Source organism: Streptomyces pseudoechinosporeus, assembly GCF_054783935.1.
The window spans coordinates 35599-55221 of sequence record NZ_BAAGPS010000012.1; the positions used below are offsets into that span (position 1 = coordinate 35599).

At 70.6% G+C, this 19623-nt stretch carries 15 protein-coding genes; 8 read left to right on the forward strand and 7 right to left on the reverse strand.

Translation table 11 applies throughout. The annotated features are described in order from the left end of the window. The first annotated feature begins 1 nt into the window (after position 1). From ACYVO6_RS17805 to ACYVO6_RS17820, 4 genes are all read left to right on the forward strand, one after another. The gene (locus ACYVO6_RS17805; protein WP_461062365.1) at positions 2 to 1273 is read left to right on the forward strand and encodes a cation:proton antiporter; all 1272 of its coding nucleotides are present in this window, start codon (positions 2 to 4) and stop codon (positions 1271 to 1273) included. Further along, positions 1270 to 2937 carry a thiamine pyrophosphate-dependent enzyme gene (locus tag ACYVO6_RS17810; protein ID WP_461062366.1) on the forward strand — a complete coding sequence of 556 codons (1668 nt, stop codon included), beginning with the start codon at positions 1270 to 1272 and terminating at the stop codon, positions 2935 to 2937. The genes ACYVO6_RS17805 and ACYVO6_RS17810 overlap by 4 nt, the downstream gene beginning before the upstream one ends. Before the next feature lie 282 nt (positions 2938 to 3219). Continuing rightward, on the forward strand, positions 3220 to 5298 hold the full coding sequence (locus ACYVO6_RS17815; RefSeq protein ID WP_461062367.1) for a SpoIIE family protein phosphatase: 2079 nt from the start codon (positions 3220 to 3222) through the stop codon (positions 5296 to 5298). A gap of 101 nt (positions 5299 to 5399) precedes the next feature. Next, positions 5400 to 6608, forward strand: coding sequence for a flavin-dependent monooxygenase (locus tag ACYVO6_RS17820; protein ID WP_461062368.1), 1209 nt, complete (start codon positions 5400 to 5402; stop codon positions 6606 to 6608). A 3-nt stretch (positions 6609 to 6611) separates the two neighbouring features. Here ACYVO6_RS17820 and ACYVO6_RS17825 read toward each other — a convergent pair whose 3' ends face one another. Together ACYVO6_RS17825 and ACYVO6_RS17830 are read right to left on the reverse strand one after the other, a co-directional pair. Beyond that, a complete protein-coding gene (locus ACYVO6_RS17825; RefSeq protein WP_461062369.1) occupies positions 6612 to 7868 on the reverse strand; it encodes an LCP family protein in 1257 nt (418 codons plus the stop codon). Between the two features lie 29 nt (positions 7869 to 7897). Then, a complete protein-coding gene (locus tag ACYVO6_RS17830) occupies positions 7898 to 9976 on the reverse strand; it encodes a glycosyltransferase (protein ID WP_461062370.1) in 2079 nt (692 codons plus the stop codon). 287 nt (positions 9977 to 10263) lie between these two features. Here ACYVO6_RS17830 and ACYVO6_RS17835 point away from each other — a divergent pair, with 287 nt between their 5' ends. After that, positions 10264 to 11274 carry a permease gene (locus ACYVO6_RS17835; RefSeq protein WP_461062371.1) on the forward strand — a complete coding sequence of 337 codons (1011 nt, stop codon included), beginning with the start codon at positions 10264 to 10266 and terminating at the stop codon, positions 11272 to 11274. Further along, a complete protein-coding gene (locus tag ACYVO6_RS17840; protein ID WP_461062372.1) occupies positions 11271 to 12041 on the forward strand; it encodes a TIGR03943 family putative permease subunit in 771 nt (256 codons plus the stop codon). The genes ACYVO6_RS17835 and ACYVO6_RS17840 overlap by 4 nt, the downstream gene beginning before the upstream one ends. Positions 12042 to 12056: 15 nt before the next feature. On the opposite strand, the gene ACYVO6_RS17845 is transcribed toward ACYVO6_RS17840, so the two are convergent. Together ACYVO6_RS17845 and ACYVO6_RS17850 are read right to left on the reverse strand one after the other, a co-directional pair. Continuing rightward, positions 12057 to 12725 (reverse strand): MBL fold metallo-hydrolase, encoded by a 669-nt coding sequence (locus ACYVO6_RS17845; protein WP_461062373.1) that lies wholly within the window; start codon positions 12723 to 12725, stop codon positions 12057 to 12059. Beyond that, entirely contained in the window at positions 12722 to 13867 is a 1146-nt protein-coding gene (locus tag ACYVO6_RS17850; RefSeq protein WP_461062374.1) for a CapA family protein, read from the reverse strand. The genes ACYVO6_RS17845 and ACYVO6_RS17850 overlap by 4 nt, the downstream gene beginning before the upstream one ends. 87 nt (positions 13868 to 13954) lie before the next feature. Between ACYVO6_RS17850 and ACYVO6_RS17855 the strand changes: the two genes are divergently transcribed. Next, entirely contained in the window at positions 13955 to 14881 is a 927-nt protein-coding gene (locus tag ACYVO6_RS17855) for an aminoglycoside phosphotransferase family protein (RefSeq protein ID WP_461062375.1), read from the forward strand. A 31-nt stretch (positions 14882 to 14912) separates the two neighbouring features. Here the strand turns inward: ACYVO6_RS17855 and ACYVO6_RS17860 are convergent, their stop codons facing one another. Together ACYVO6_RS17860 and ACYVO6_RS17865 are read right to left on the reverse strand one after the other, a co-directional pair. After that, a complete protein-coding gene (locus ACYVO6_RS17860; protein ID WP_461062376.1) occupies positions 14913 to 16301 on the reverse strand; it encodes a pectate lyase in 1389 nt (462 codons plus the stop codon). 107 nt (positions 16302 to 16408) lie between these two features. Continuing rightward, positions 16409 to 17062: a TetR/AcrR family transcriptional regulator gene (locus tag ACYVO6_RS17865; protein ID WP_461062377.1), complete on the reverse strand. Its 654-nt coding sequence runs from the start codon at positions 17060 to 17062 to the stop codon at positions 16409 to 16411. Between the two features lie 148 nt (positions 17063 to 17210). Between ACYVO6_RS17865 and ACYVO6_RS17870 the strand changes: the two genes are divergently transcribed. Then, a complete protein-coding gene (locus tag ACYVO6_RS17870) occupies positions 17211 to 17768 on the forward strand; it encodes an NAD(P)H-dependent oxidoreductase (protein ID WP_461062378.1) in 558 nt (185 codons plus the stop codon). 93 nt (positions 17769 to 17861) lie between these two features. Here the strand turns inward: ACYVO6_RS17870 and ACYVO6_RS17875 are convergent, their stop codons facing one another. Next, positions 17862 to 19586 (reverse strand): phospholipid carrier-dependent glycosyltransferase, encoded by a 1725-nt coding sequence (locus ACYVO6_RS17875; RefSeq protein WP_461062379.1) that lies wholly within the window; start codon positions 19584 to 19586, stop codon positions 17862 to 17864. Positions 19587 to 19623: the final 37 nt, after the last annotated feature.

A 19623-nucleotide genomic window follows, 5' to 3' on the forward strand; every position in this document is an offset into this window, starting at 1 on the left:
GATGACTCCCACAGAGCTCGCGCCTGCCTTTTTCGCCGCTGCCGTGGTGATTCTGCTGACCTGCCGTGTGGTCGTCCTGGTGGCGGGCCGCTTCGGCCAGCCCCCTGTGGTCGGCGAGATGATCGCCGGGGTGCTGCTCGGGCCCTCGCTGTTCGGACTGCTCGCCCCGGGCGTGTCGGACGCCGTGTTCCCGGACGAGCTGAAGCCGGTGCTGTATGTGGCCGGGCAGATCGGTCTGGTGGCCCTGATGTTCGCCGCCGGATACGAGTTCAGGACGCATGCCGGCCGAGGTCTTGCCGGTACCGCGGTCGCGGTCTCCTCGGCGGGCGTACTGATCCCGCTGCTGCTCGGTGTCGGCCTGACCGTCGCGGTCCATGGCCATGTCGGCATCTTCGTCGACGGGGTGTCGGTCTGGGTGACCGCGGCGTTCGTCGGCGTCGCCCTGGCGATCACCGCGTTTCCGATGCTGGCCCGGATCATCACCGAACGGGGACTGTCCGGGTCCCGGTTCGGCTCCCTGTCCCTGGCCTCGGGGGCCACCGACGACGCGGTCGCCTGGATCCTGCTCGCCGGGGTGCTGAGCGTGGCCTCGGGCGAGCCAGGACCCGTGCTGACGGCGGTCGGTGGTTCTCTGCTGTTCGTGGCGATGCTGTTCCTCGTGGGGCGCCGACTCCTGTTGTGGATCATGACCCGGCCGGGCCTCACCGCCGAGACCCGGCTGCTCTTCACGGTGGCCGTGCTGTTCGGCGCCGCCTGGTTCACCGACATCATCGACTTGTACGCCGTCTTCGGGGCGTTCTGCGTCGGCATGGCCATGCCTCGCGGCGAGGCGTCCGAACGGGTCGTACGGACCACCCAGTCCGTGACCCAGGTGGTGTTCGTCCCGATGTTCTTCACCTACTCCGGCCTGAACACGGAGTTCGACGTGTTCGCCGACCCGGCCGTGATGGCGTTCGGTGCGGCGGCAGTCGTCCTGGCGGTGGTCGGGAAGTTCGGCGGCTGCTGGGCCGCCGCCCGGCTGCGCGGCGAATCCAGCGAGGTGGCCGTCCGGGTCGGTGCGCTGATGAACGCCCGCGGGCTGATGCAGCTGATCGCGCTCAACATCGGTCTTTCCGCGGGCATCGTCAGCCAGGAACTGTTCGCCGCGCTGGTCCTGGTCGCCCTGGTGACCACGGTGATGACCGTTCCGGTACTGAGCTGGCTGGACCGCCGCGACGCCCGGTCCCGGCCGGCGGGGGAACCCGACAACGCCAAGGAGGCGGTGCCGACATGACGGAGCTGAGCGGCGCCGAAGCCCTTGTGGCGCAGTTGGAGCGAGAGGGCGTACGGCATGTCTTCGGCGTGCCGGGCGTGCAACTCGACCATGTGCTGGACGCCTTGGCCCGCTCCGGGAAGTCCGAGGAATCGATCAGCTACATCGCCGCCCGCCATGAACAGGGCGCGGCCCACATGGCGGAGGCGTACGCACGGACGACCGGGCGCCCCGGTGTGTGTCTGGTGGTGCCCGGTCCTGGCGTCCTCAACGCGCTGCCCGCCGTCGCCACTGGCTACGCCTGCTCGTCCCCGATGCTGATGGTGGCGGCCGACATCCCCTCGACGCTGGCCGGCCGGGGACTGGGCATGCTGCACGAACTGCCCGACCAGGACGGCATGTTGGGGTCGGTCACCAAGTGGTCGGCGCGGGCCGAGGGCGCGGAGCGGATCCCCTCTCTCGTGCGCCAGGCGGTGCGGGAGTCCCGGTCGGGCCGTCCGAGGCCGGTCGCGCTGACGATCCCGGCGGACGTGCTGGCCGCGAAGGCGGACGTGGAGCTGGAACGGGCGGGGCAGGATCGCGAACCCGCCGAGGGAACGGATGCATCCACCGTCGCCGACATCGCCGCCGTGCTGCGTACGGCACGGCGGCCCTTGATCTACGCCGGAGGTGGCGTACTGGCTGCCCGGGCGGGCACCGCGCTGACCGCGCTGGCCGAGGCGCTGTCCGTCCCCGTGGTGACGAGCCGCAACGCGGGCGGGGCGATCCCCGCTCGTCACGGGCTGGCCTTTCCCGCCCTCGCCGCGCCCAGGCTGCTGCCGGAGGCGGACGTGGTGCTGGTGGTGGGCAGCCGTTTCGTGTCCCCGCGCGGTACCGCGCTGCCCACGGCTCCCGGCGCGAGAGTCGTCCTGGTCAACGCCGATCCGGCCGACCTGGGGCCGCCCCGCCGGGCCGACATCACGCTGTGCGCCGACGCCCGGACGGCGCTGGAGGAGATCCGGGCCGCCCTGCCGGACACCGGGGAAACGGACACCGGGGAATCCGGTTGGGTGTCCGGCGACCTCGACGAGGTGCGCGCCTGGTGCGCGCAGAAGGTCCGTGGCGTCGAGCCCCAGTGGTCGTTCGTACGGGCACTTCGCGAGGCGATCCCCGAGGACGGCATCCTGGTCAACGAGCTCACCCAGGTGGGCTACCTGGCCGCCGTCGGCTACCCCGTCCACCACCCGGGGACGTTTCTCACCCCCGGTTACCAGGGCACTCTCGGCTACGGCTACCCGTCGGCGCTGGGCGTGAAGGTGGGCAACCCGGACCGGACCGTCGTCTCGATCAACGGGGACGGCGGCTTCTGCTGGAACATGCAGGAGCTGGCGACGGCGCGGAAGTACGGCATCGGGGTGACCGCGGTCGTCTTCAACGACAACGCCTACGGAAACGTGCGCCGCATCCAGGCGGACGAGTTCGAGGGCCGCTTCATCGGCAGCGACCTGGCCAGCCCCGACTTCGTCCGCCTCGCGGAGTCGTTCGGGGTGCCCGCCATCCGCATCGAGACTCCCGAGGGGCTCGCCGGAGCGCTGAAGGACTCCTTCAACGAGCCGGGACCGTCACTGATCGAGGTCCCGGTGGGCGAGATGCCCAGCGTGTGGCCACTGCTCCTGGGCGGCGCCCCGGGGTCGGTACGGGACTAACGGTCCCCGAAGCCGCCGAAACCTTCGACCGCTTCCCACGATCCGGCGCCGGAATCCCCCGCGGCGCCGGATCGTGACGTATGCGGTGATCTGCTACGAGGCGTCGCCGGCCCTGCCGTGATCTCCCCCTGCCCTCCCGGCGTCTTCGCCGGACAGCCGGTGCTGTGTTGAGGGATGGTGGAGAAAGACGAAGGTGACGCCGGAGGGCAGGGTGACCGCGATAAGACTGGGAGAGTCGGCGCGTGGAACAGTGTGCCGCGTGGATCGAAGGCGGTGCGAGGGATGAGCGCAGCCGGATCTCCCGTGACCGAGGGTGACGAGCCCGTTCGCGGCCCCGTGCAGCCGAGCGGGCTGCTGGATGTGCTGGGCGTGGCCTCTGTGGTGCTGGACGCCGAGGGGCGCGTCGTGCTGTGGAGCCCGCAGGCCGAGGAACTGTTCGGCTACACGGCGCAGGAGGCGCTCGGCGAGTACGCGGTCCGGCTGTTGGTCCACGAGCAGCACGCCGATCTGGTCGTCAAACTGTTCGCCGACGTCATGCTCACCGGTGAGGGCTGGGCCGGCGCCTTCCCTGTACGGCACAAGAACGGCACCACGCGCCTCGTGGAGTTCCGGAACATGCGGCTGTTGGACGACCGCGGGTCCGTCTACGCCCTCGGTCTCGCCGCCGATCAGTTGACCGTGCGCCGGCTGGAGCAGGACGTGGCGCTGTCCGCGCGGATCGTCTCGCAGTCGCCGATCGGCCTGGCCGTCCTGGACACCGATCTGCGGTACGTGTCGGTCAACCCGGCGCTGGAGCGCATCAACGGCGTACCCGCGAAGGAGCACATCGGCCGGACGATCCCCGAGGTCCTGCCGTCCGTCGACGCCGACGCCCTGGAGTCCGCGGCGGGCCAGGTGCTGGACACCGGTGTCCCGCTCATCGAGCATCACACCGTTGGCCGCACCCCGGCCGATCCGGACGAGGACCACGCCTGGTCCATCTCGTTCTATCGGCTGGAGGACGCCCTCGGCACGGTGCTGGGCGTGGCCACGTCGGTCGTGGACGTCACCGAGCGGCACCGGGCGGGTATCGAGGCCGAGGCCGCGCGACGGCGCCTGGCCGTCATCGCCGACGCCTCCACCCGTATCGGCACCACGCTGGAACTGGACCGCACCGCCCGCGAGTTGGCCGATGTCGCCGTGCCGGAACTCGCCGACATAGCGGCCGTGGATGTGCTCGACGCGGTGATGGAGGGCCGCCCCAGCGGCCTCGGGCCCGCTCAGCCGGCGGTGATCCGCACACTGGCCGTCAAGGCGGACCATGCCGGCGAAGCTCTCGAGGCGGCCGACCCTGCCGGGCAGCTCGCCCGCTACGAGTCCGACCGGCTCGTCACCCGGTGCGTACGGACGGGCCGCCCGGTCATGGTGCCGCGGGTGAAGGACACCGACCTGGCCCGCATCGCCCGCGACCCGGAGTCGGCCGCGCTGCTGGCGCGGGCGGGCGTCCACTCGTATCTGGCGGTCCCGCTGATCGCGCGCGGCGAAGTGCTCGGCGCCCTGGATCTCAAACGGACCCGCAATCCGCTGCCGTTCAGCGAGGACGACCTGCTGCTCGCCCGGGAGCTGGCCGCCCGTGCGGCGGTGCAGATAGACAACGCCCGCTGGTACCAGAACGCCCGCAACACCGCCGTCACCCTCCAGCGCAGCCTGCTGCCCAGCCATCCGCCCAAGACGACCGGGCTCGAGGTCGCCTCCCGCTACCAGCCCGCGGGCGCCGCCGGGGAGGTCGGCGGCGACTGGTTCGACGTCATCCCCCTGGACGGCGGCAAGACCGCTCTCGTCGTGGGTGACGTGATGGGCAGCGGCATCAACGCCGCCGCGACCATGGGCCGGCTGCGTACCGCGACGAGCACCCTGGCCTCACTGGACCTCGATCCCGCCCGGCTCCTCGAACACCTCGACAAGATCACCGCGGGCCTGGACCACTACATCGCCACCTGTGTGTACGCCGTCCACGACCCCCACGAGCGGCAGTGCAGTTTCGCCAACGCCGGACACCTGCCGCCCGCCCTGGTCCGGTGCGACCACCCCCCGAAGCTGCTCGAACTGCCCACCGGGGTACCGCTGGGCGTGGGCGGCGTCCCCTTCTCGACCACCACCGTCGACCTCGAACCCGGCGACCAGCTCGTGTTCTACACCGACGGTCTCGTCGAGACGCGCCGGGATCCCCTCGACGAACGCCTCGACACGCTCCTGAGCCTCCTCGACGACCCCGCCCGCCCCCTGGAAGAGGTCTGCGACCTCCTCCTGCGCACCCTGCACCACCCCGACAACCACGACGACGTGGCCCTGCTCATCGCCCGCGCACAGGAGCTGACGTAACGGTTCACCTGCTCCCCAACACCCGTTGCGGGAAGGGGCGTTGACAGTGGCGGGCGATCCGGGTCACGGTAAGGATTCGTCGTGCCGGGAGGTCGTCGTCCATGGCTGTGTCCTTAAGCCCTCGTCCCACCGCACCTCGCACGGATACGGAACTCGTCGAACGTGTACGGGCGTTACGCCCCCTCATCCGCGAACACGCCCTGCGCACCGAGCAGGAGAGGCGGGTGACGAATGAGGTCGTCGCGGCGCTGACGGAGGCCGGGATCTACCGGATGAACGTCCCTGCGCGGTACGGCGGTTACCAGTCCGGTCTGCGCACCCAGGTGGACGCGCTGACCGAGATCGCCACGGCGTGCGGTTCGGCGGGCTTCATGGCGCTGATCCAGGCCGGGTGCTCGTACATCGCGGCGCTCTTCCCCGACGAGGCACAGGACGAGATCTTCACCAGCCCCGATGTACGGGTCGGCGGCACCCTCATTCCGAACGCGACCGCGGTCGCGCGGGACGGCGGCTATGTCGTCAACGGCACCTCCGGCTTCGCCACCGGCTGCCAGGACGCCGACTGGCATCTGCTGACGGTCCGGGTCGAGTCCGGCGACGGGCGGGACGGGCCGCCCGAGGTGCTGTGGACCGCCGTTCCCATGGCTGAGCTGGAGGTCCTCGACGACTGGTATGTCTCGGGTCTGGCCGGCAGCGGCAGCAACAGCGTCGTCGCCCGCGACGTCTTCGTCCCCGAGCACCGCGTCCTGCCGGTCGGGCCTCTCCTCGGCGGCGTCTTCCCGTCGAAGACCAACGCCGACGACCCCTTCTACCGCATGCCGGTGCTCATGCTGTTCTGCGCGTGGACGACGCCGAACGCGCTCGGTGTGGCACGGGGTGCTCTGGCGGAGTTCACCGAGCGGATCCACCGGCGGGGCATCACCTACACCTTCTACGAGCGGCAGAGCCAGGCACCGGTCACGCATGTGCAGGCGGCCGAGGCGGCGATGAAGATCTCCTGCGCCGAGCTGCTGACCGGCGAGATCGTCGCACGGATCGAGTCCAGGGCGGCCAGTGGCGATCCGTACACGCAGGAAGAACGGGCCAGGACCCGTGCGCAGAGCGGCTATGTGACGCGGCTCTGCAAGGAGGCCGTCGATCTGCTCGGCTCCGCCTCCGGGGCGTCGTCCCTGCACCGGGACGTGCCCATCCAGCGGGCCGTGCGCGATCTGCACGCGCTGAGCCTTCATTCGTTCGTGAACCCGACCACCAACCTGGAGCTGTACGGCCGGGTCCTGGCCGGACTCGACGCGGGAACTCCCTTCCTGTGACCGCTACTTCACCGTCACCGGCCGGTCCTCCCTCAGCTGTGCGAAGAGCTGCCGTGCCTGGCGCATGTCCCACTTCACGGCGGCGCCCTGGGGCGTCCTGAATGCCGGGTCGGAGACGGGGACGTTGATCTGACGCCCATTGCCTGCCGTGACCTTACGCATCGACTGGAACAGGCTCACAAGATCCGGCAAGCTCGTGTCCTTGTCCACGATGAGCGTGTCGAGGCCCGCGTCGGCGGTCGGTAAGACCCTGCTCGGGTTGAGGAGCGTCTGCCGGTCGACCGCCTTCTTGGCGAGCGCGGCCAGGAACTTCTGCTGGTTCCGGGTGCGGCCCAGGTCGCCCTCGGCCTCCTGCTTGCGCTGCCGTACGAACGCCAGCGCCTCGGCGCCGTTCAGGGTCTGGCAGCCCTTCTGCAGGTTCGCGCCCGAGTCCTTGTCCTTGATGGCGCGGTCCAGGCACATGTCGACGCCGCCGACCGCGTCCACGATCCCGACGAAGCCCGCGAAGCCGATCTCCGCGTAGTGGTCGATGTGCAGGCCCGTGTTGCGCTCGATGGTCTGCACGAGCAGTTCGGGGCCGCCCAGGGAGAACGACGCGTTCAGCTTGTTCGGCCCGCGGTAGTTCCGGCCGTTCTCGGGGCGGACGAACGACGGGAGGGTCACCCACGAGTCGCGTGGCAGGCTCATCATCGTGGTGCCGTTCGCGCCGGTGTGCAGCAGGATCATCGAGTCGGTGCGGCGGCCCTCGGTCGAGCCGGCCCGCAGATCCTGCCTGGCCTGCTCGGACAGACCCTCGCGGCTGTCCGAGCCCACGATCAGATAGTTGGTTCCCTTGCCCGGCGCGGGGCGGTCCGGGAGCGCGCCCAGGTCGACCTCCTTGGTGAGCTCGGTGTCGGCCCACACGTACGCGCCGACCGGAGAGACGAGCAGTACGGCTAACCCGAGGATCGCCAGCCGCACGGTCCGCTTACGCCGGGTGGGGCGGCGCCTGGGGGATCTGCCGCCGCTGTCGGGAACCCTGCCTCTCCGGGATCTGGCGCGGTGCCTGTGGGGTTGGTGCTCGGCGTCCGTGCGGCCCGCGGCGGTGGACGACGGCATACCGGGCAGCGGCGCGGTGCGCCACGGGGGCGGGGACGGGTTCCCGTCCGCCACCCGCTCCGTACCGCCCCGCGCGGGATCCGGCCGGCCGCCCCCCTCCCAGCCGCCCTCGCTCCAGCCACCCCCGTCGTTGCCCGGCAGACGGTCAGTCCACTCGCTCATCGGCCTGTCCAGTCCTCACGCCATCTCGCTCACCTCGTGGTCAGGCTCTTATACGAGTCGGCGCCGCCGATCTGTTCAGCGGCCGAACCGGAACGCCGCATGCGATGCCATTTGAGCCGGCTGCCGAACAGCAGGGCGACCATGGACTGGATGACGACCAGGTACGTCAGCTGCCGGTACACGAAGAGCTGGAACGGCATTGACCACAGGGCCCGCACCTTCTCGCCGTCGAGCTTCAACGCGTAGTGCGCGCAGATCAGTTGGGCGCCCAGGAAGCTGAACCACACGGCGCCCGCCAGCCAGGAGTCGAGGAACAGCACCGCGTACAGGGCGAACACGTCGATGACCGGGGCGAGCAGCGGAAGGGCGACCTGGAACAGCGCGATGTAGGTGAGTCCGCGTCGGCCGAAGCGCCCGGAGACTCCCCTGTCCAGGACGGCTCCGCGGTGCTTCCACATGGCCTGGATCGTGCCGTAGCACCAGCGGTAGCGCTGCCGCCACAACTGGCCGAGCGAGGTGGGCACTTCGGTCCAGGCGACGGCGGACTCCTCGTAGAGCACCCGCCAGCCCGCCCGCCACAGCGCCATCGTGAGGTCGGTGTCCTCGGCGAGGGTGTCCTCGCTGACCCCGCCGACGCTCACCAGTGCGTCCCGGCGGTAGGCGCCGATGGCACCGGGGACGGTGGTCATGCACTCCAGGACCTCGAACATCCGGCGGTCGAGGTTGAAGCCGAAGCAGTACTCCAGGTGCTGCCACTTGGCCAGCAGGCGGCGCCGGTTGCCGACCTTGGCGTTGCCGCTGACGGCGCCGACGGCCGGGTGCGCCAGCGGCTGGACGAGCCGACGGATGGCGTCCTCCTCGAAGACGGTGTCGGCGTCGACCATGACCACGATGTCGTACTTCGCCTGGGCGAGCCCGGTGTTGAGGGCGGCTGCCTTGCCCTCGTTCATCTTGCGGATCACGTGCACGCGCGGGTCCCCGATCCCCTCGGCGATGTCCGCCGTGCGGTCCGTCGAGCCGTCGTCGATCACAATGATCTGCAGCTGCCGGTGCGTGGAGGCCAGCAGGGAGAGGACGGTGGACTCGATGCCGGCCTCTTCGTTGTACGCGGGCACGAGCACCGTCACCGGTTCGGTCACCTCCGGCAGCCAGGGCGCGCCGGGGCGGGAGCTCTCGAGCCGGCGGACATGTTTCCGGGCGAAGTGGACGAGCAGGGCGAGACGCAGCAGTCCGAGGGTGCCCGCGATCCCGAGTACCCAGGTCATGGCGTTCGAGAAGGCGTCCCCGAGCTTGGTCACCCAGACCAGGAAGGTGCCCTGCCAGCGCTCGGCGGTGGACACGGGCTCGTACGGGTCCAGCCTCATCCCGTCCGACACGGTGGTGAAGCGGTCCACGTTCCGGTTGTTCAGGAGCTTCTTGGTCTCCCCAAAGGCGAGTGACGTCTGGCTGAACTGCCGGACCAGGCCCTGCCTCGCCTTCCGGGACTCCGCGTCGGCGGCGACGAGTACGTAGCCCCGGGTGGCGGCCTGCTGTGCCGCCTGCCACTCGCGGCCGCACAGGGTGTCCGGGGTGGTGGTCCGCGGCATCCGCAGCAGTTTGGGGTGCCGGCCCGCGGTGCTCGCCAACGCGCTCTCGGTCAGGTCGAGTTCCGCCGAGAAGCGGGTGGGCGACGACTCGCCCAGGACAGCGCCGGTGTATGTGTTCGAGCCGATCTCATGGCCCTCGGCGCGGATCCGCCGTACCAGCTCGGGATAACGGGCGGCCTCGGAGCCGAAGAGGAAGAAGGTGGCGCGTGCCCGGTGCTGCCGCAGCAGGTCGAGGAAGCGCGGGGTCCAGACGGGGTTGGGGCCGCCGTCGAAGGTGAGGGCGACGGTGCGGGCGGGCATCGAGGCGGTCTGGACGCCGTTGCCGTTGATGCCCACCACGGGTCCGCCGCGGGCGACGGCGTCCGGTGCGGGCGAGGTGCAGGGGGAGCGGGTCTTCGCGGCGTCGACCTCGTGGCTGGTCCAGCCCTGGAAGAACAGGACCGCGGCCACCGCGGGGAGGACGAGGAGGAGTAACAGCCAGTGGCCGCGCGGGTCGCGGGACTGCTTGTGGCGGGCCTTCAAGAGACGTCAGCTCCCTTCGCGACGTCCCGGACCTCTCTTCCTCTCTCCGCGCGTGGTGGGCGGCTGGACGGTTTCTTCCGCTGACTGGTGGGGGTGGCCTCGCACATGGTGGGCGAGTGTAGCCACAGGTATTCGGTTGGATGGCAATAACACCGGCCGCCTCTTGTGGAGACGTACCGCACACGTAGGTTGGGGCGCACAAGTTGAGCAACCGTGCCTGAATCGGCGTATGGAAGGTGGAGGGGAATCCGCCCGCGAAGCCCCTCCACGCTGGAGGTATCCCACCTGTGACCATCACCAAGGCGGCCCCGCCCCGGGGCGATCGGCGCGATGTGGACGAGTCGCGGGGGTCGCGGGTCGACTCGTCGCTCGTCCTGATCATGCTGCTGCTCGTGGTGGTGGCGTTGCAGGGGCCGATCCGCGAGGCCGTGTCCACGCCGGTGATGCAGAGCTGGATGACGGTGTTCGTCGCAGTGGTGGTCCAGGCCCTGCCCTTCCTCGTGCTCGGCGTGCTGCTGTCGGCGGTCATCGCGGTGTTCGTCCCGGCGTCGTTCTTCGCCCGCGCGCTGCCGAAACGGCCGGCCCTGGCGGTGCCGGTCGCCGGGATGGGCGGGGCGGTGCTGCCCGGCTGCGAGTGTGCTTCGGTGCCGGTGGCCGGGGCGTTGGTGCGGCGGGGTGTCGCGCCCGCGGCGGCGTTCGCGTTCCTGCTGTCCGCTCCGGCGATCAACCCGATCGTGCTGACCGCCACCGCCGTCGCGTTTCCCGGCAAGCCGGAGATGGTCCTCGCGCGGTTCGTGGCGAGTCTGCTGGTGGCGTGTGCGATGGGCTGGCTGTGGCAGCGGCTGGGCCGTACCGACTGGCTGCGCCCGCCGGCCCGCCCCGAGTCGGAGGGCCTGGGCAAGGGGGCGGCGTTCTGGGGGTCCGTACGGCATGACGTGATGCACGCGGGCGGTTTCCTCGTCGTCGGCGCGATGGCCGCGGCCACCCTGAAGGCCGTGGTGCCGGCGAGCTGGCTGCAGGCCACAGCCGACAACCCCGTCCTCGCGGTCCTCGCCCTGGCGGTCCTCGCGGTGCTGTTGTCGATCTGCTCGGAGGCCGACGCGTTCGTGGCCGCGTCCCTGTCGCAGTTCTCGCTCACCGCCCGGCTGACGTTCCTCGTGGTCGGGCCGATGATCGACCTGAAACTGTTCGCCATGCAGGTCGGCACGTTCGGCCGTGGCTTCGCACTGCGGTTCGCCCCTGTGACCTTCGCCCTGGGCGTCCTGATGTCGGTCCTGGTCGGGGCGGTGCTGCTGTGAGCCGGCAGGCACAGGCAGCGGTGCTGTTCCTCATCGGCGGGGCGCTGCTGCATGCGAGCTTCACCGATCTCTATCTGCGGTACGTCAAGGCCGGACTGCGTCCGCTGCTGCTGGTGGCCGGCGTCGTCCTGATCGTGGCGGCTGTCGCCACGGTCTGGTACGAAGTGCGACGGCCGCGCGCGGCCAAGGGGAAGGCCGCAGAGGACCAGTCCGAGAACCAGTCCGGGATCGAGCACCATGACGGGCACGGTCACGTCCACCGCGAACCGCGCGTTGCCTGGCTCCTCGCCCTGCCCATCCTCGCGCTCATCCTGGTCGCCCCGCCCGCGCTCGGCTCCTACAGCGCCATGCGCACCGGCACGGCCCTGCAGAAACCCTGGGGCTTCGCCGACCTTCCGGCGGGCGACCCCGTACGGATGAGCCTCGTCGACTACGCCGGCCGCGCGGCCTACGACCATGGGCACTCCCTCCGCGACCGGCAGGTCAAGATCACCGGCTTTGTCGCGCTCGACCGTGGCGGTACGCCGTACCTCGTCCGCATGGCGCTCAATTGCTGCGCTGCCGACGGCCAGCCCGTCAAGGTCGGACTGGCCGGAAAGACTCCCCCCGTCCTGCAGCCCGACACCTGGCTCGAAGTCACCGGCACCTACACCAGCAAACGGACCAAGGACCCGGTCAACGACGGCGTCATCCCCTTCATCAACGTCACCGAGGCCAAACCGGTCCCGGCCCCGCGCGACCCGTACGACGAGGGCGGGGGCGGCTGAGCGTCGCGTCATCGGCTACGCCGGGGAACCACGGGCGTCGGCGCCCCGCGCGTCCCATCGCAAGGAGTCGTCCCACCGCAAGGTGTAGGTGCGCCCTTCGACGCCCCATTCACCGGCCGGAGGCTTCAGCCCGGCGTCGATCGCCCGCAGCGTGGGCCGCCCGATATGCGCGTACACCAGTCGCCGCACGCCGTACCGCACGGCCTGCTCGCTGACGGTCCGTACGCACATATGGCCGCCGACGCCGCCCCGGAACCGTATCGGCCGGTCCCAGGCGGCGGCCTCCGCGAACATCAGGTCCGCCTGGGCGGCCCAGCGCGGGAACTCCCAGAACTCCGGCGCCCAGGCCACCACCACGGCGCCCGCCTCGATGCGATAGCCGTACGCGGGATGCGAGGTGTGCGCCACCGGGCAGCAGCGCACCCGTACCGCACCGAGCTCCAGGTCACCGGCCCGTACCGATACGTCTCGGGTGGCCGCGCGCCGCCGCAGTTCGGACCGCAGTTCCGCGTGCTCGTCGGTGACCAGCCAGGCGTCGAGCGGTCCGGGCGGTGGCTCGGCCCCGGGCCCGCCGTCGAAGGCCACGCGGTGCCCGGGGCACCGCAGCAGCAGACCGGCCGGGGCGAACCGCGGCGAGTTCATCGCGCCCACGCCGAGGAGGGTCAGCCGCAGCAGGTGGTTCATCGGCCGGACTCCGACGCCGGGGTTCCGTGCGGGGCAGGCGGGTGCAGGAGTGTGAGTGCGCCGTCGGGATCCAGGGCGATGTGTACCGAGTCGCTGATCCGGTCGAGGATCGTGCGCAGCCAGGCACGGTCCTCGTCCGTCGCGGGCTCCAGCCACATCCGCCGGACCCGCAGCGGCACCATGCGCAGGCCGGCCAGCCGCCCGGTGTCCGCCTCCACCGAGACGAAGTAGGCGAGCCGGAGGTCGTCGCGGTACCGCTCGTAGCCCGAGATGCCCTCGTAGTCATCGATGAAGTCGCCGCAGCCGTAGAGGATCAGCCGGTCGCGGTACACCTCGATGGTGCGGGGATGGTGCGAGGAGTGCCCGTGTACGACGTCGACGCCGCCGTCCACCAGAGCGCGCGCGAAGCGGATCTGCTCCCGGGGAATGCGGTAACCCCAGTTGGAGCCCCAGTGCACGGAGACGACCGTGATGTCACCCGGCAGCTTCTCCTGCCGCACCAGCCGGACCGTCTCGGCGGCAGCGGCGGCCGACGGCTCGGAGACATGGGCGACACCGGGCCGGTACTCGGTGGCCGCCCAGCTCGGCGGAATGCCGCTGGACTCCATCCCGAGGGCGAACACCAGCACGCGTGCGGTGCGGCCGACGGTCACCGTCGCGGGCGCGTGCGCCTCGTCGGAGTTGCGCCCCGCGCCCACCGCCCGCAGTCCCGCCCGGTACAGCGAATGAAGCGTCTCCTCAAGGCCCAGGTGGCCGAAGTCCAGCACATGGTTGTTGGCCAGGACGCAGACGTCGGGCCGGGCCACGGCCAGGGCGGGCATGTTGGCCGGGTGCATCCGGTAGTGGATCTCCTTGCCCGGCTCGAAGGTGTCGCTGCGGGTGACGGCCGTCTCCAGGTTCACGATCCTGGCGTCCGGGGCGGCCTCCTCCAGCACCCGGAGCGCGTCGCCCCAGGGCCAGGAGGGCTCGACCGGCGCGGGGATCGGTCCGTTCACGGCCTCGGCCGACTCGACGTAGGAGCGGGCGTCGCGGACATAGCCTTCGCGCAGTGTCGGATCACCGGGATGCGGAAGGATCTGGTCGACGCCGCGCCCGAGCATCACATCGCCGCAGAGGAACAGCGTCACGACGCCGCCGCCCATGCCTCAAGCGTACGGAAATCGGTTGACGGGTGAAGTGCTGGACGTTCGTATGGCGGTCGGCCACAGCCTCATTTCAGGAAGGTGCTCATGGGCGGCGGAAAGTTACATGCCGACGAGATCGACATCGACGCTATCGACGCGTCCCTCGTACGTCGACTGATCGCGGCGCAGTTTCCCCAGTGGCGCGATCTTCCAGTCGAGCGGATCGAGTCCGCCGGCACGGCGAACGCCATGTTCCGGCTCGGCGGGGGCATGGTCGTGCGGCTGCCCCGTATCGCGGGGGCGGCGGGTGATGTGGAGAAGGAGCACCGGTGGCTGCCCCGGCTCGCGCCCTCGCTTCCCGTCGCCGTTCCCGTGCCGCTGGTCAAGGGCATGCCCGGCGAAGGCTATCCCTGGCCGTGGGCCGTCTACCGGTGGCTCGACGGCGAGACTCCGGTCGCCGGGCCTATTGCCGATCCCGGCCTGCTGGCCAAGGATCTGGCCGAGTTCGTGGCCGCGTTACGCCGGATCGATCCCGCAGACGGGCCTGCCTCGTACCGAAGCGAGCCCTTGGCCGCACGAGACGCGACGACTCGTGCCGCGATCGGGGAACTGCGCGCGGTCGTCGACGCCGACGCGGCGACCGCCGCGTGGGAGGCGGCTCTGAACGCCCCCGCATGGCCCGGTCCGGCGGTCTGGATTCACGCGGATCTGCAGCCGGGGAACGTACTGATCGCCGACGGTCGGCTCAGCGCCGTGATCGACTTCGGCTGCCTGGGCCTGGGCGATCCTGCCGTCGATCTGATCGCGGCCTGGTATGTGCTGCCGCCCGAAGCGCGCGGCGTCTTCCGCTCCGCTCTGGAGCGCGATGACGCCGCCTGGGAGCGGGGCCGCGGCTGGGCGCTGTCGATCGCGCTCGACGAACTGCGCTACTACCAGGACACGAATCCGGCCATGGCGAGCATCGCACGCCGCGTCATCCACGCGGTTCTCACCGATCCCGACCCCGCTTCCGTTCCCGACTCCGCTGGATGACACCGGCCTGAAGCACCGCTCGCTCCTGTGATCACTGGTACCTGATGCTCGAGGAGCTGTAGCGGCAGTGGGTGCCATCCGCGCCGCTGCCGAGTTTCGTCGGTTCGTCGCCGGAGTCGTTGCCCTGGAAGCGTTCGCATACGTTCATCTCGCCGCCGACGATGGTGATGCCGGAGAGGTCGGCGGTGTCGCCGTAGTTGGCGTTGACGCCGACCAGCGACTGGCCGGGGCCGGTCGCCTTCACGTTGCTGACCACGACATGACGCTCGTACTGGGTGTCGCAGTTGCCGCAGGACCGGTAGAGCTTGCCGAAGTTCTCGACCTGGAAGTTCTTGATCGTCACGGTGCCTGCGCCATTGTGCTGGAAGACCTTGTCATCGGCGTTCCTCGCGCCGCCGCCGTCGATGGTGTACGTGGCCGAGGCGGACGCGCCCTTGAAGGTGGCGGCGTCCTCGCCGACGTCCTCCCACCACACGTTCTGCAGGGTGCAACTGCCCAGGCAGTGAATGCCGTCGGCGGCCGGGGAACCCAGGATGACGTTCTTCAGCACGGCGCCGTCGGCCAGCTCGAACAGGGCGTCCTGGTCCTCGCCCTGGCCGCCGCCGCCCAGTGCGCCGGAACCGGAGTAGCGCTTCATACCGCCGTCGTAACTGCCGGAGACCTCGATGGTGGCGGACACCGGCTCGCCCGCCGGGGCGTTCGGCCATGCGCCCAGGGCGGTGCCTCGGGAAGGCGTACGCGGGCGGGGCGCCGACGCGGTGGGTTTGGCGCGCTTGCTCGGCGACGCCGAGGGCGAGGCGGAGGCGGACGGGGATGCCGAGGGCGACGACGATTTCGAGGGGGACGCCGACGGGGACGGGGATGTCGTGGGCGTCGGAGCCACGTCGGACACCGCCCTCAGGCGCCAGTTCTTGCTGCTCGCCGCGTCACAGGAGTCCTGTTGCGCCAGGGCGCCCTTGAGGTTCAGGCACTTGCCGCTGTGCGCATTGACGAGGTGGTACGCCTCGCCGACCTCGGTCGCCTTCCAGACCTGTGAGGTGCCGTCGCCGCAGGCCTGCTGTTGCACAGCCATGCCGCCCGACGTCGACGCACTCTTCACGTCGACGCACAGACCTCCGGACGCGGCCTTCACCCTGAACCCCTCGCCGGACTCCGTGAGTTGCCAGGTCTGCCCCGCGGCGCCGTCACATGCCGCCCCGCCCAGCTGCGCGCCGCTCGACGGCTCGGTCAGGCACGTACCGTCACCCGCGTTCACCAGCTGGTACATCCCGGCGTCGGGTCCGGACCCGGAGGCCGACATGAGCACCCCGCCGACGATCGCGCCGCAGGTCAGAACCGCGGCCAGCGCGCTGATCAGTACGTTTCTTCGGCGGTTCGACCGATTTCGCCGCGGCCCGCGATGGGCTGCTCTCTTACCCACGTCGTTACTGTCCTTCAAAGGTGTGCAGTTCGGGTTGCTCCCGCACCCCTCTGTCGCCACCGGTCGCACAAAGGTTGCCGCCCGTGGCCGAATTCGTACGGTGTCCGCTACGCGGCCGCTCCCAGGCGCTCGACGAGGTCGTACCAGCAGGCGTCGAGTCGCTCCATGGGCATCCCTCGCTGGGTGAGCAGGTGGTCGACGAATGGGGTGCTGAGATGGCCGAGCAGCGTGTGCGCCACGAGTTCGATGTCGCCGGGGGCCTTCAACTGCCGTAGCAACAGGGCGACATGGCCGAGCCTGAGGTGATTCGCCGGGCTGAGGTAGTGGCGGGCCAGGTCCGCGTGGGCGGCCAGGTAGAGGTCGCGGTGGGCGCGTTCGTGGCGGATGACGGCCGGGCCGAAGGCGCGCAGGCGCTCGGCGGCGGGCGCGTCCGGCCCCAGCGGGGGCGGCCCCATGAGGAAGGCGGACTGGAGCTGCTGCTCGTGGTGGTCCAGGAGGGCGAGCATGAGCCCGGCGCGGTCGCCGAACCGCCGGAAGACCGTGCCCTTGCCGACCTTGGCGGCGGTGGCGACGGCCTCCATGGTCACGTTCCCGATCCCGCGCTCGGCGGCGAGTTCGGCGGCCACTTCCAGCAGGCGCGAGCGGTTGCGTGCGGCGTCGGCGCGCAGCCGGGGCCGCTCCTCGGTCAGGGTCAGAGTGAGATCCACCTGTCCGGAAGGTGGTGCCTGCGCGGTCGGAAAGAGTGGGAGCGGCTCGGTCATGGCTTCAGCGTAGCGCCGCGGGGAATAGAAGTGGACCGCGGTCCGGTTACTCGCGGACAGAACTGGACCGCGGTCCGGTTAGGTGATACAACATTCAACGGACCACGGTCCGCTTGTTCCGGCCCAACTCTTTTCTGGAGTACCACCCATGTCTGTTCGCATCCTCGCGCTCGTCGGCAGCCTCCGCGCCGGTTCGCACAACCGTCAGCTCGCCGAGACTGCCGTCAAGCACGCTCCCGCCGGTGTCGAGATCACGCTGTTCGAGGGCCTGGCCGAGGTGCCGTTCTACAACGAGGACATCGACGTCGAGGGCAGCGTGCCCGAGGCCGCCGCCCGGCTGCGTGCCGTGGCCGGTCAGGTCGACGCCTTCCTGCTGTTCTCGCCGGAGTACAACGGCACCATGCCGGCCGTGCTGAAGAACGCGATCGACTGGCTGTCCCGCCCCTACGGCGCCGGCGCGATCTCCGGCAAGCCGGTCGCCGCGGTCGGCACCGCCTTCGGCCAGTACGGCGGCGTGTGGGCGCAGGATGACGTCCGCAAGTCCGCGGGCGTCGCAGGCGCCACGGTCCTGCAGGACGTCAAGCTCTCCATCCCCGGCTCGGTCACCCGCTTCGCGGAGACCCACCCCTCCGATGACAACGAGGTGGTCAACGGCCTGACCGAGGTCATCCAGCAGCTCTCCCAGGCCACGCCCGCCGCGGCCTGACACCGGCAGCCGGCCCGGCGGAGGCGCGAAGCGGGAGCGCGCCACCGCCGGGCAGCCGCGATCGCCCCACCCGTCCCCTCCCCCGCAACCCCGTCAGTCCCGGCGGAAGATCGTGATCGAGTGGCCGACCTCGTCGATCGGCCTGCTGGACTCGATCAGCGCCTCGAGCGGTCCGCCGGGCTCGGCCTTGGCGACCGCCGAATTCGAGATGACGAGCAGCCCGCGCACCTCGTCCGGCTTCACCTTGAACGGATCGCGTGCGTCGATGCCGTAGTACGACGGGACCCCGCTGCCCTTGTAACCGAGCCAGACCCGCTCATCGGGGTAGCGCTGCCGGAGACGGTCGGCCAGCCGTCCCAGGTCCTGGCCCCAGTCGACGTTCGAGTCGTGCAGGTGCAGATGGGTCTTCGAGGGCCCGCCGAACGCCTCGTTGGAGTACGGCAGGTAGTACGGGAAGGTCCGCAGCGAACTCACCGCGACGAACACGACCAGCGCGGCCATGACCCCGTACACCCATCGTCTGCGGACCATGAATACACCGGCCGCGGCGACGGCCAGGAACATCGGCAGGAAGATGGCGTACCGGACCCCGAAGCCGCGCGATCCGTCCAGGAGCACCGCCAGCAGCACCGCCGGGAGCAGCAGCAGGTACGGTGCCGCGGGCCGCAGCCGGCGAGCCGTCAGCAGGGTCACGGCACCGGCCGCCCACAGGGCGAGCATGCCCAGCGGCGTCTTCACCAGCACCGCGGCCGGCAGGTAGTACCACAGCGAGCCGAAGTAGCGCCGGCCGAACAGGAAGCCGCCGCCCTTCGTCGCGTACTCGATGCCGAACTGGATGCGCATACCGTCCCGGTACGGCTCCGGCACGGGCAGCCAGGCGGTGACGAAGCCGCGCTTGCCGCGGATGTCCGGCACGTTCCTCGGCGTCGTCCAGGGCAGCCGGGGGTCGACGGCCAGGTAGGTGGCCCACACCACGGCGATGGCGACGAGCGCCACACCGGCCGCCGCCAGGGCGCCGTACGCGATCAGTCGCAGCGTCCCCTGTCGGTCGAGGCCAGGTGTGCGACGGGCGGACCAGTACGACACAGCGGCGAGGAGCAGCAGTACGGGCACCGCCGCCAAGGTGTTCATGCGTGTCGCCAGGGCCGCGCCGAGCGCCAGACCGGCGAGCGGGAGGTAGCGGAGCGGCTGCCCGCGGGCCCGCCAGAGCAGCCACACCGAGGTCAGCAGGAAGCCGGCCGCGGGTACGTCGAGTGTGGCCAGCGATCCGTGCGCGATGACGTCGGGCGAGAACGCGTACAGCGCGAGCGCCGCCACCCCGCCCGCCGCACCGACGAGATCGCGCGCGAACGCGAAGACGACCAGGCCGAACAGCAGGGTCAGCGCGATCATCGGCAGTCGCGCGAACAGCATCACGCGCCACGGATCGTTGCCCGATTCGTACAGCAGATGCCGTCCGAGCGCCGTCTGGTCACCGGTGAAGGCGGGGTCGAGGTGCACATCGGTGAACGCCAGGCCGGACGCGATGATCAGCTTGCCCAGCGGAGGATGCTCGGGGTTGAAGCGCAGATCGCGCTGGGCCAGGTAGACCTCGGCCGTCCCCACGTACACGGGCTCGTCGATGGTCGGCGTCTGCTGCACGGCCGTGGTGATCATCGCGGCGGCCATCTGTCCCAGTAGTACGGCCACGACGAGCGGAAGCAGCCATCGCCGGTGCCGCCGCAGCACCTCGAGGCGGCTGCGTAGGCTTCCGACGGCCGCCGGGGCGGGGCCGTCGGGAGCGGGCGTGGCGGTCGGCTCGGTGTGCCTGATCGCCATGAACATCGGCATACCCATGACTACGTCCGTCCCGTAC

Excerpts from the sequence above, each read along its gene's own strand:
- ACYVO6_RS17815 (WP_461062367.1), top strand. The coding sequence starts at position 3,220 with ATGAGCGCAGCCGGATCTCCCGTGACCGAGGGTGACGAGCCCGTTCGC.
- ACYVO6_RS17870 (WP_461062378.1), top strand. The coding sequence starts at position 17,211 with ATGTCTGTTCGCATCCTCGCGCTCGTCGGCAGCCTCCGCGCCGGTTCG.
- ACYVO6_RS17855 (WP_461062375.1), top strand. The coding sequence starts at position 13,955 with ATGGGCGGCGGAAAGTTACATGCCGACGAGATCGACATCGACGCTATC.
- ACYVO6_RS17810 (WP_461062366.1), top strand. The coding sequence starts at position 1,270 with ATGACGGAGCTGAGCGGCGCCGAAGCCCTTGTGGCGCAGTTGGAGCGA.
- ACYVO6_RS17820 (WP_461062368.1), top strand. The coding sequence starts at position 5,400 with ATGGCTGTGTCCTTAAGCCCTCGTCCCACCGCACCTCGCACGGATACG.
- ACYVO6_RS17875 (WP_461062379.1), bottom strand. The coding sequence starts at position 19,586 with ATGGCGATCAGGCACACCGAGCCGACCGCCACGCCCGCTCCCGACGGC.
- ACYVO6_RS17845 (WP_461062373.1), bottom strand. The coding sequence starts at position 12,725 with ATGAACCACCTGCTGCGGCTGACCCTCCTCGGCGTGGGCGCGATGAAC.
- ACYVO6_RS17850 (WP_461062374.1), bottom strand. The coding sequence starts at position 13,867 with ATGGGCGGCGGCGTCGTGACGCTGTTCCTCTGCGGCGATGTGATGCTC.
- ACYVO6_RS17865 (WP_461062377.1), bottom strand. The coding sequence starts at position 17,062 with ATGACCGAGCCGCTCCCACTCTTTCCGACCGCGCAGGCACCACCTTCC.
- ACYVO6_RS17825 (WP_461062369.1), bottom strand. The coding sequence starts at position 7,868 with ATGAGCGAGTGGACTGACCGTCTGCCGGGCAACGACGGGGGTGGCTGG.
- ACYVO6_RS17805 (WP_461062365.1), top strand. The coding sequence starts at position 2 with ATGACTCCCACAGAGCTCGCGCCTGCCTTTTTCGCCGCTGCCGTGGTG.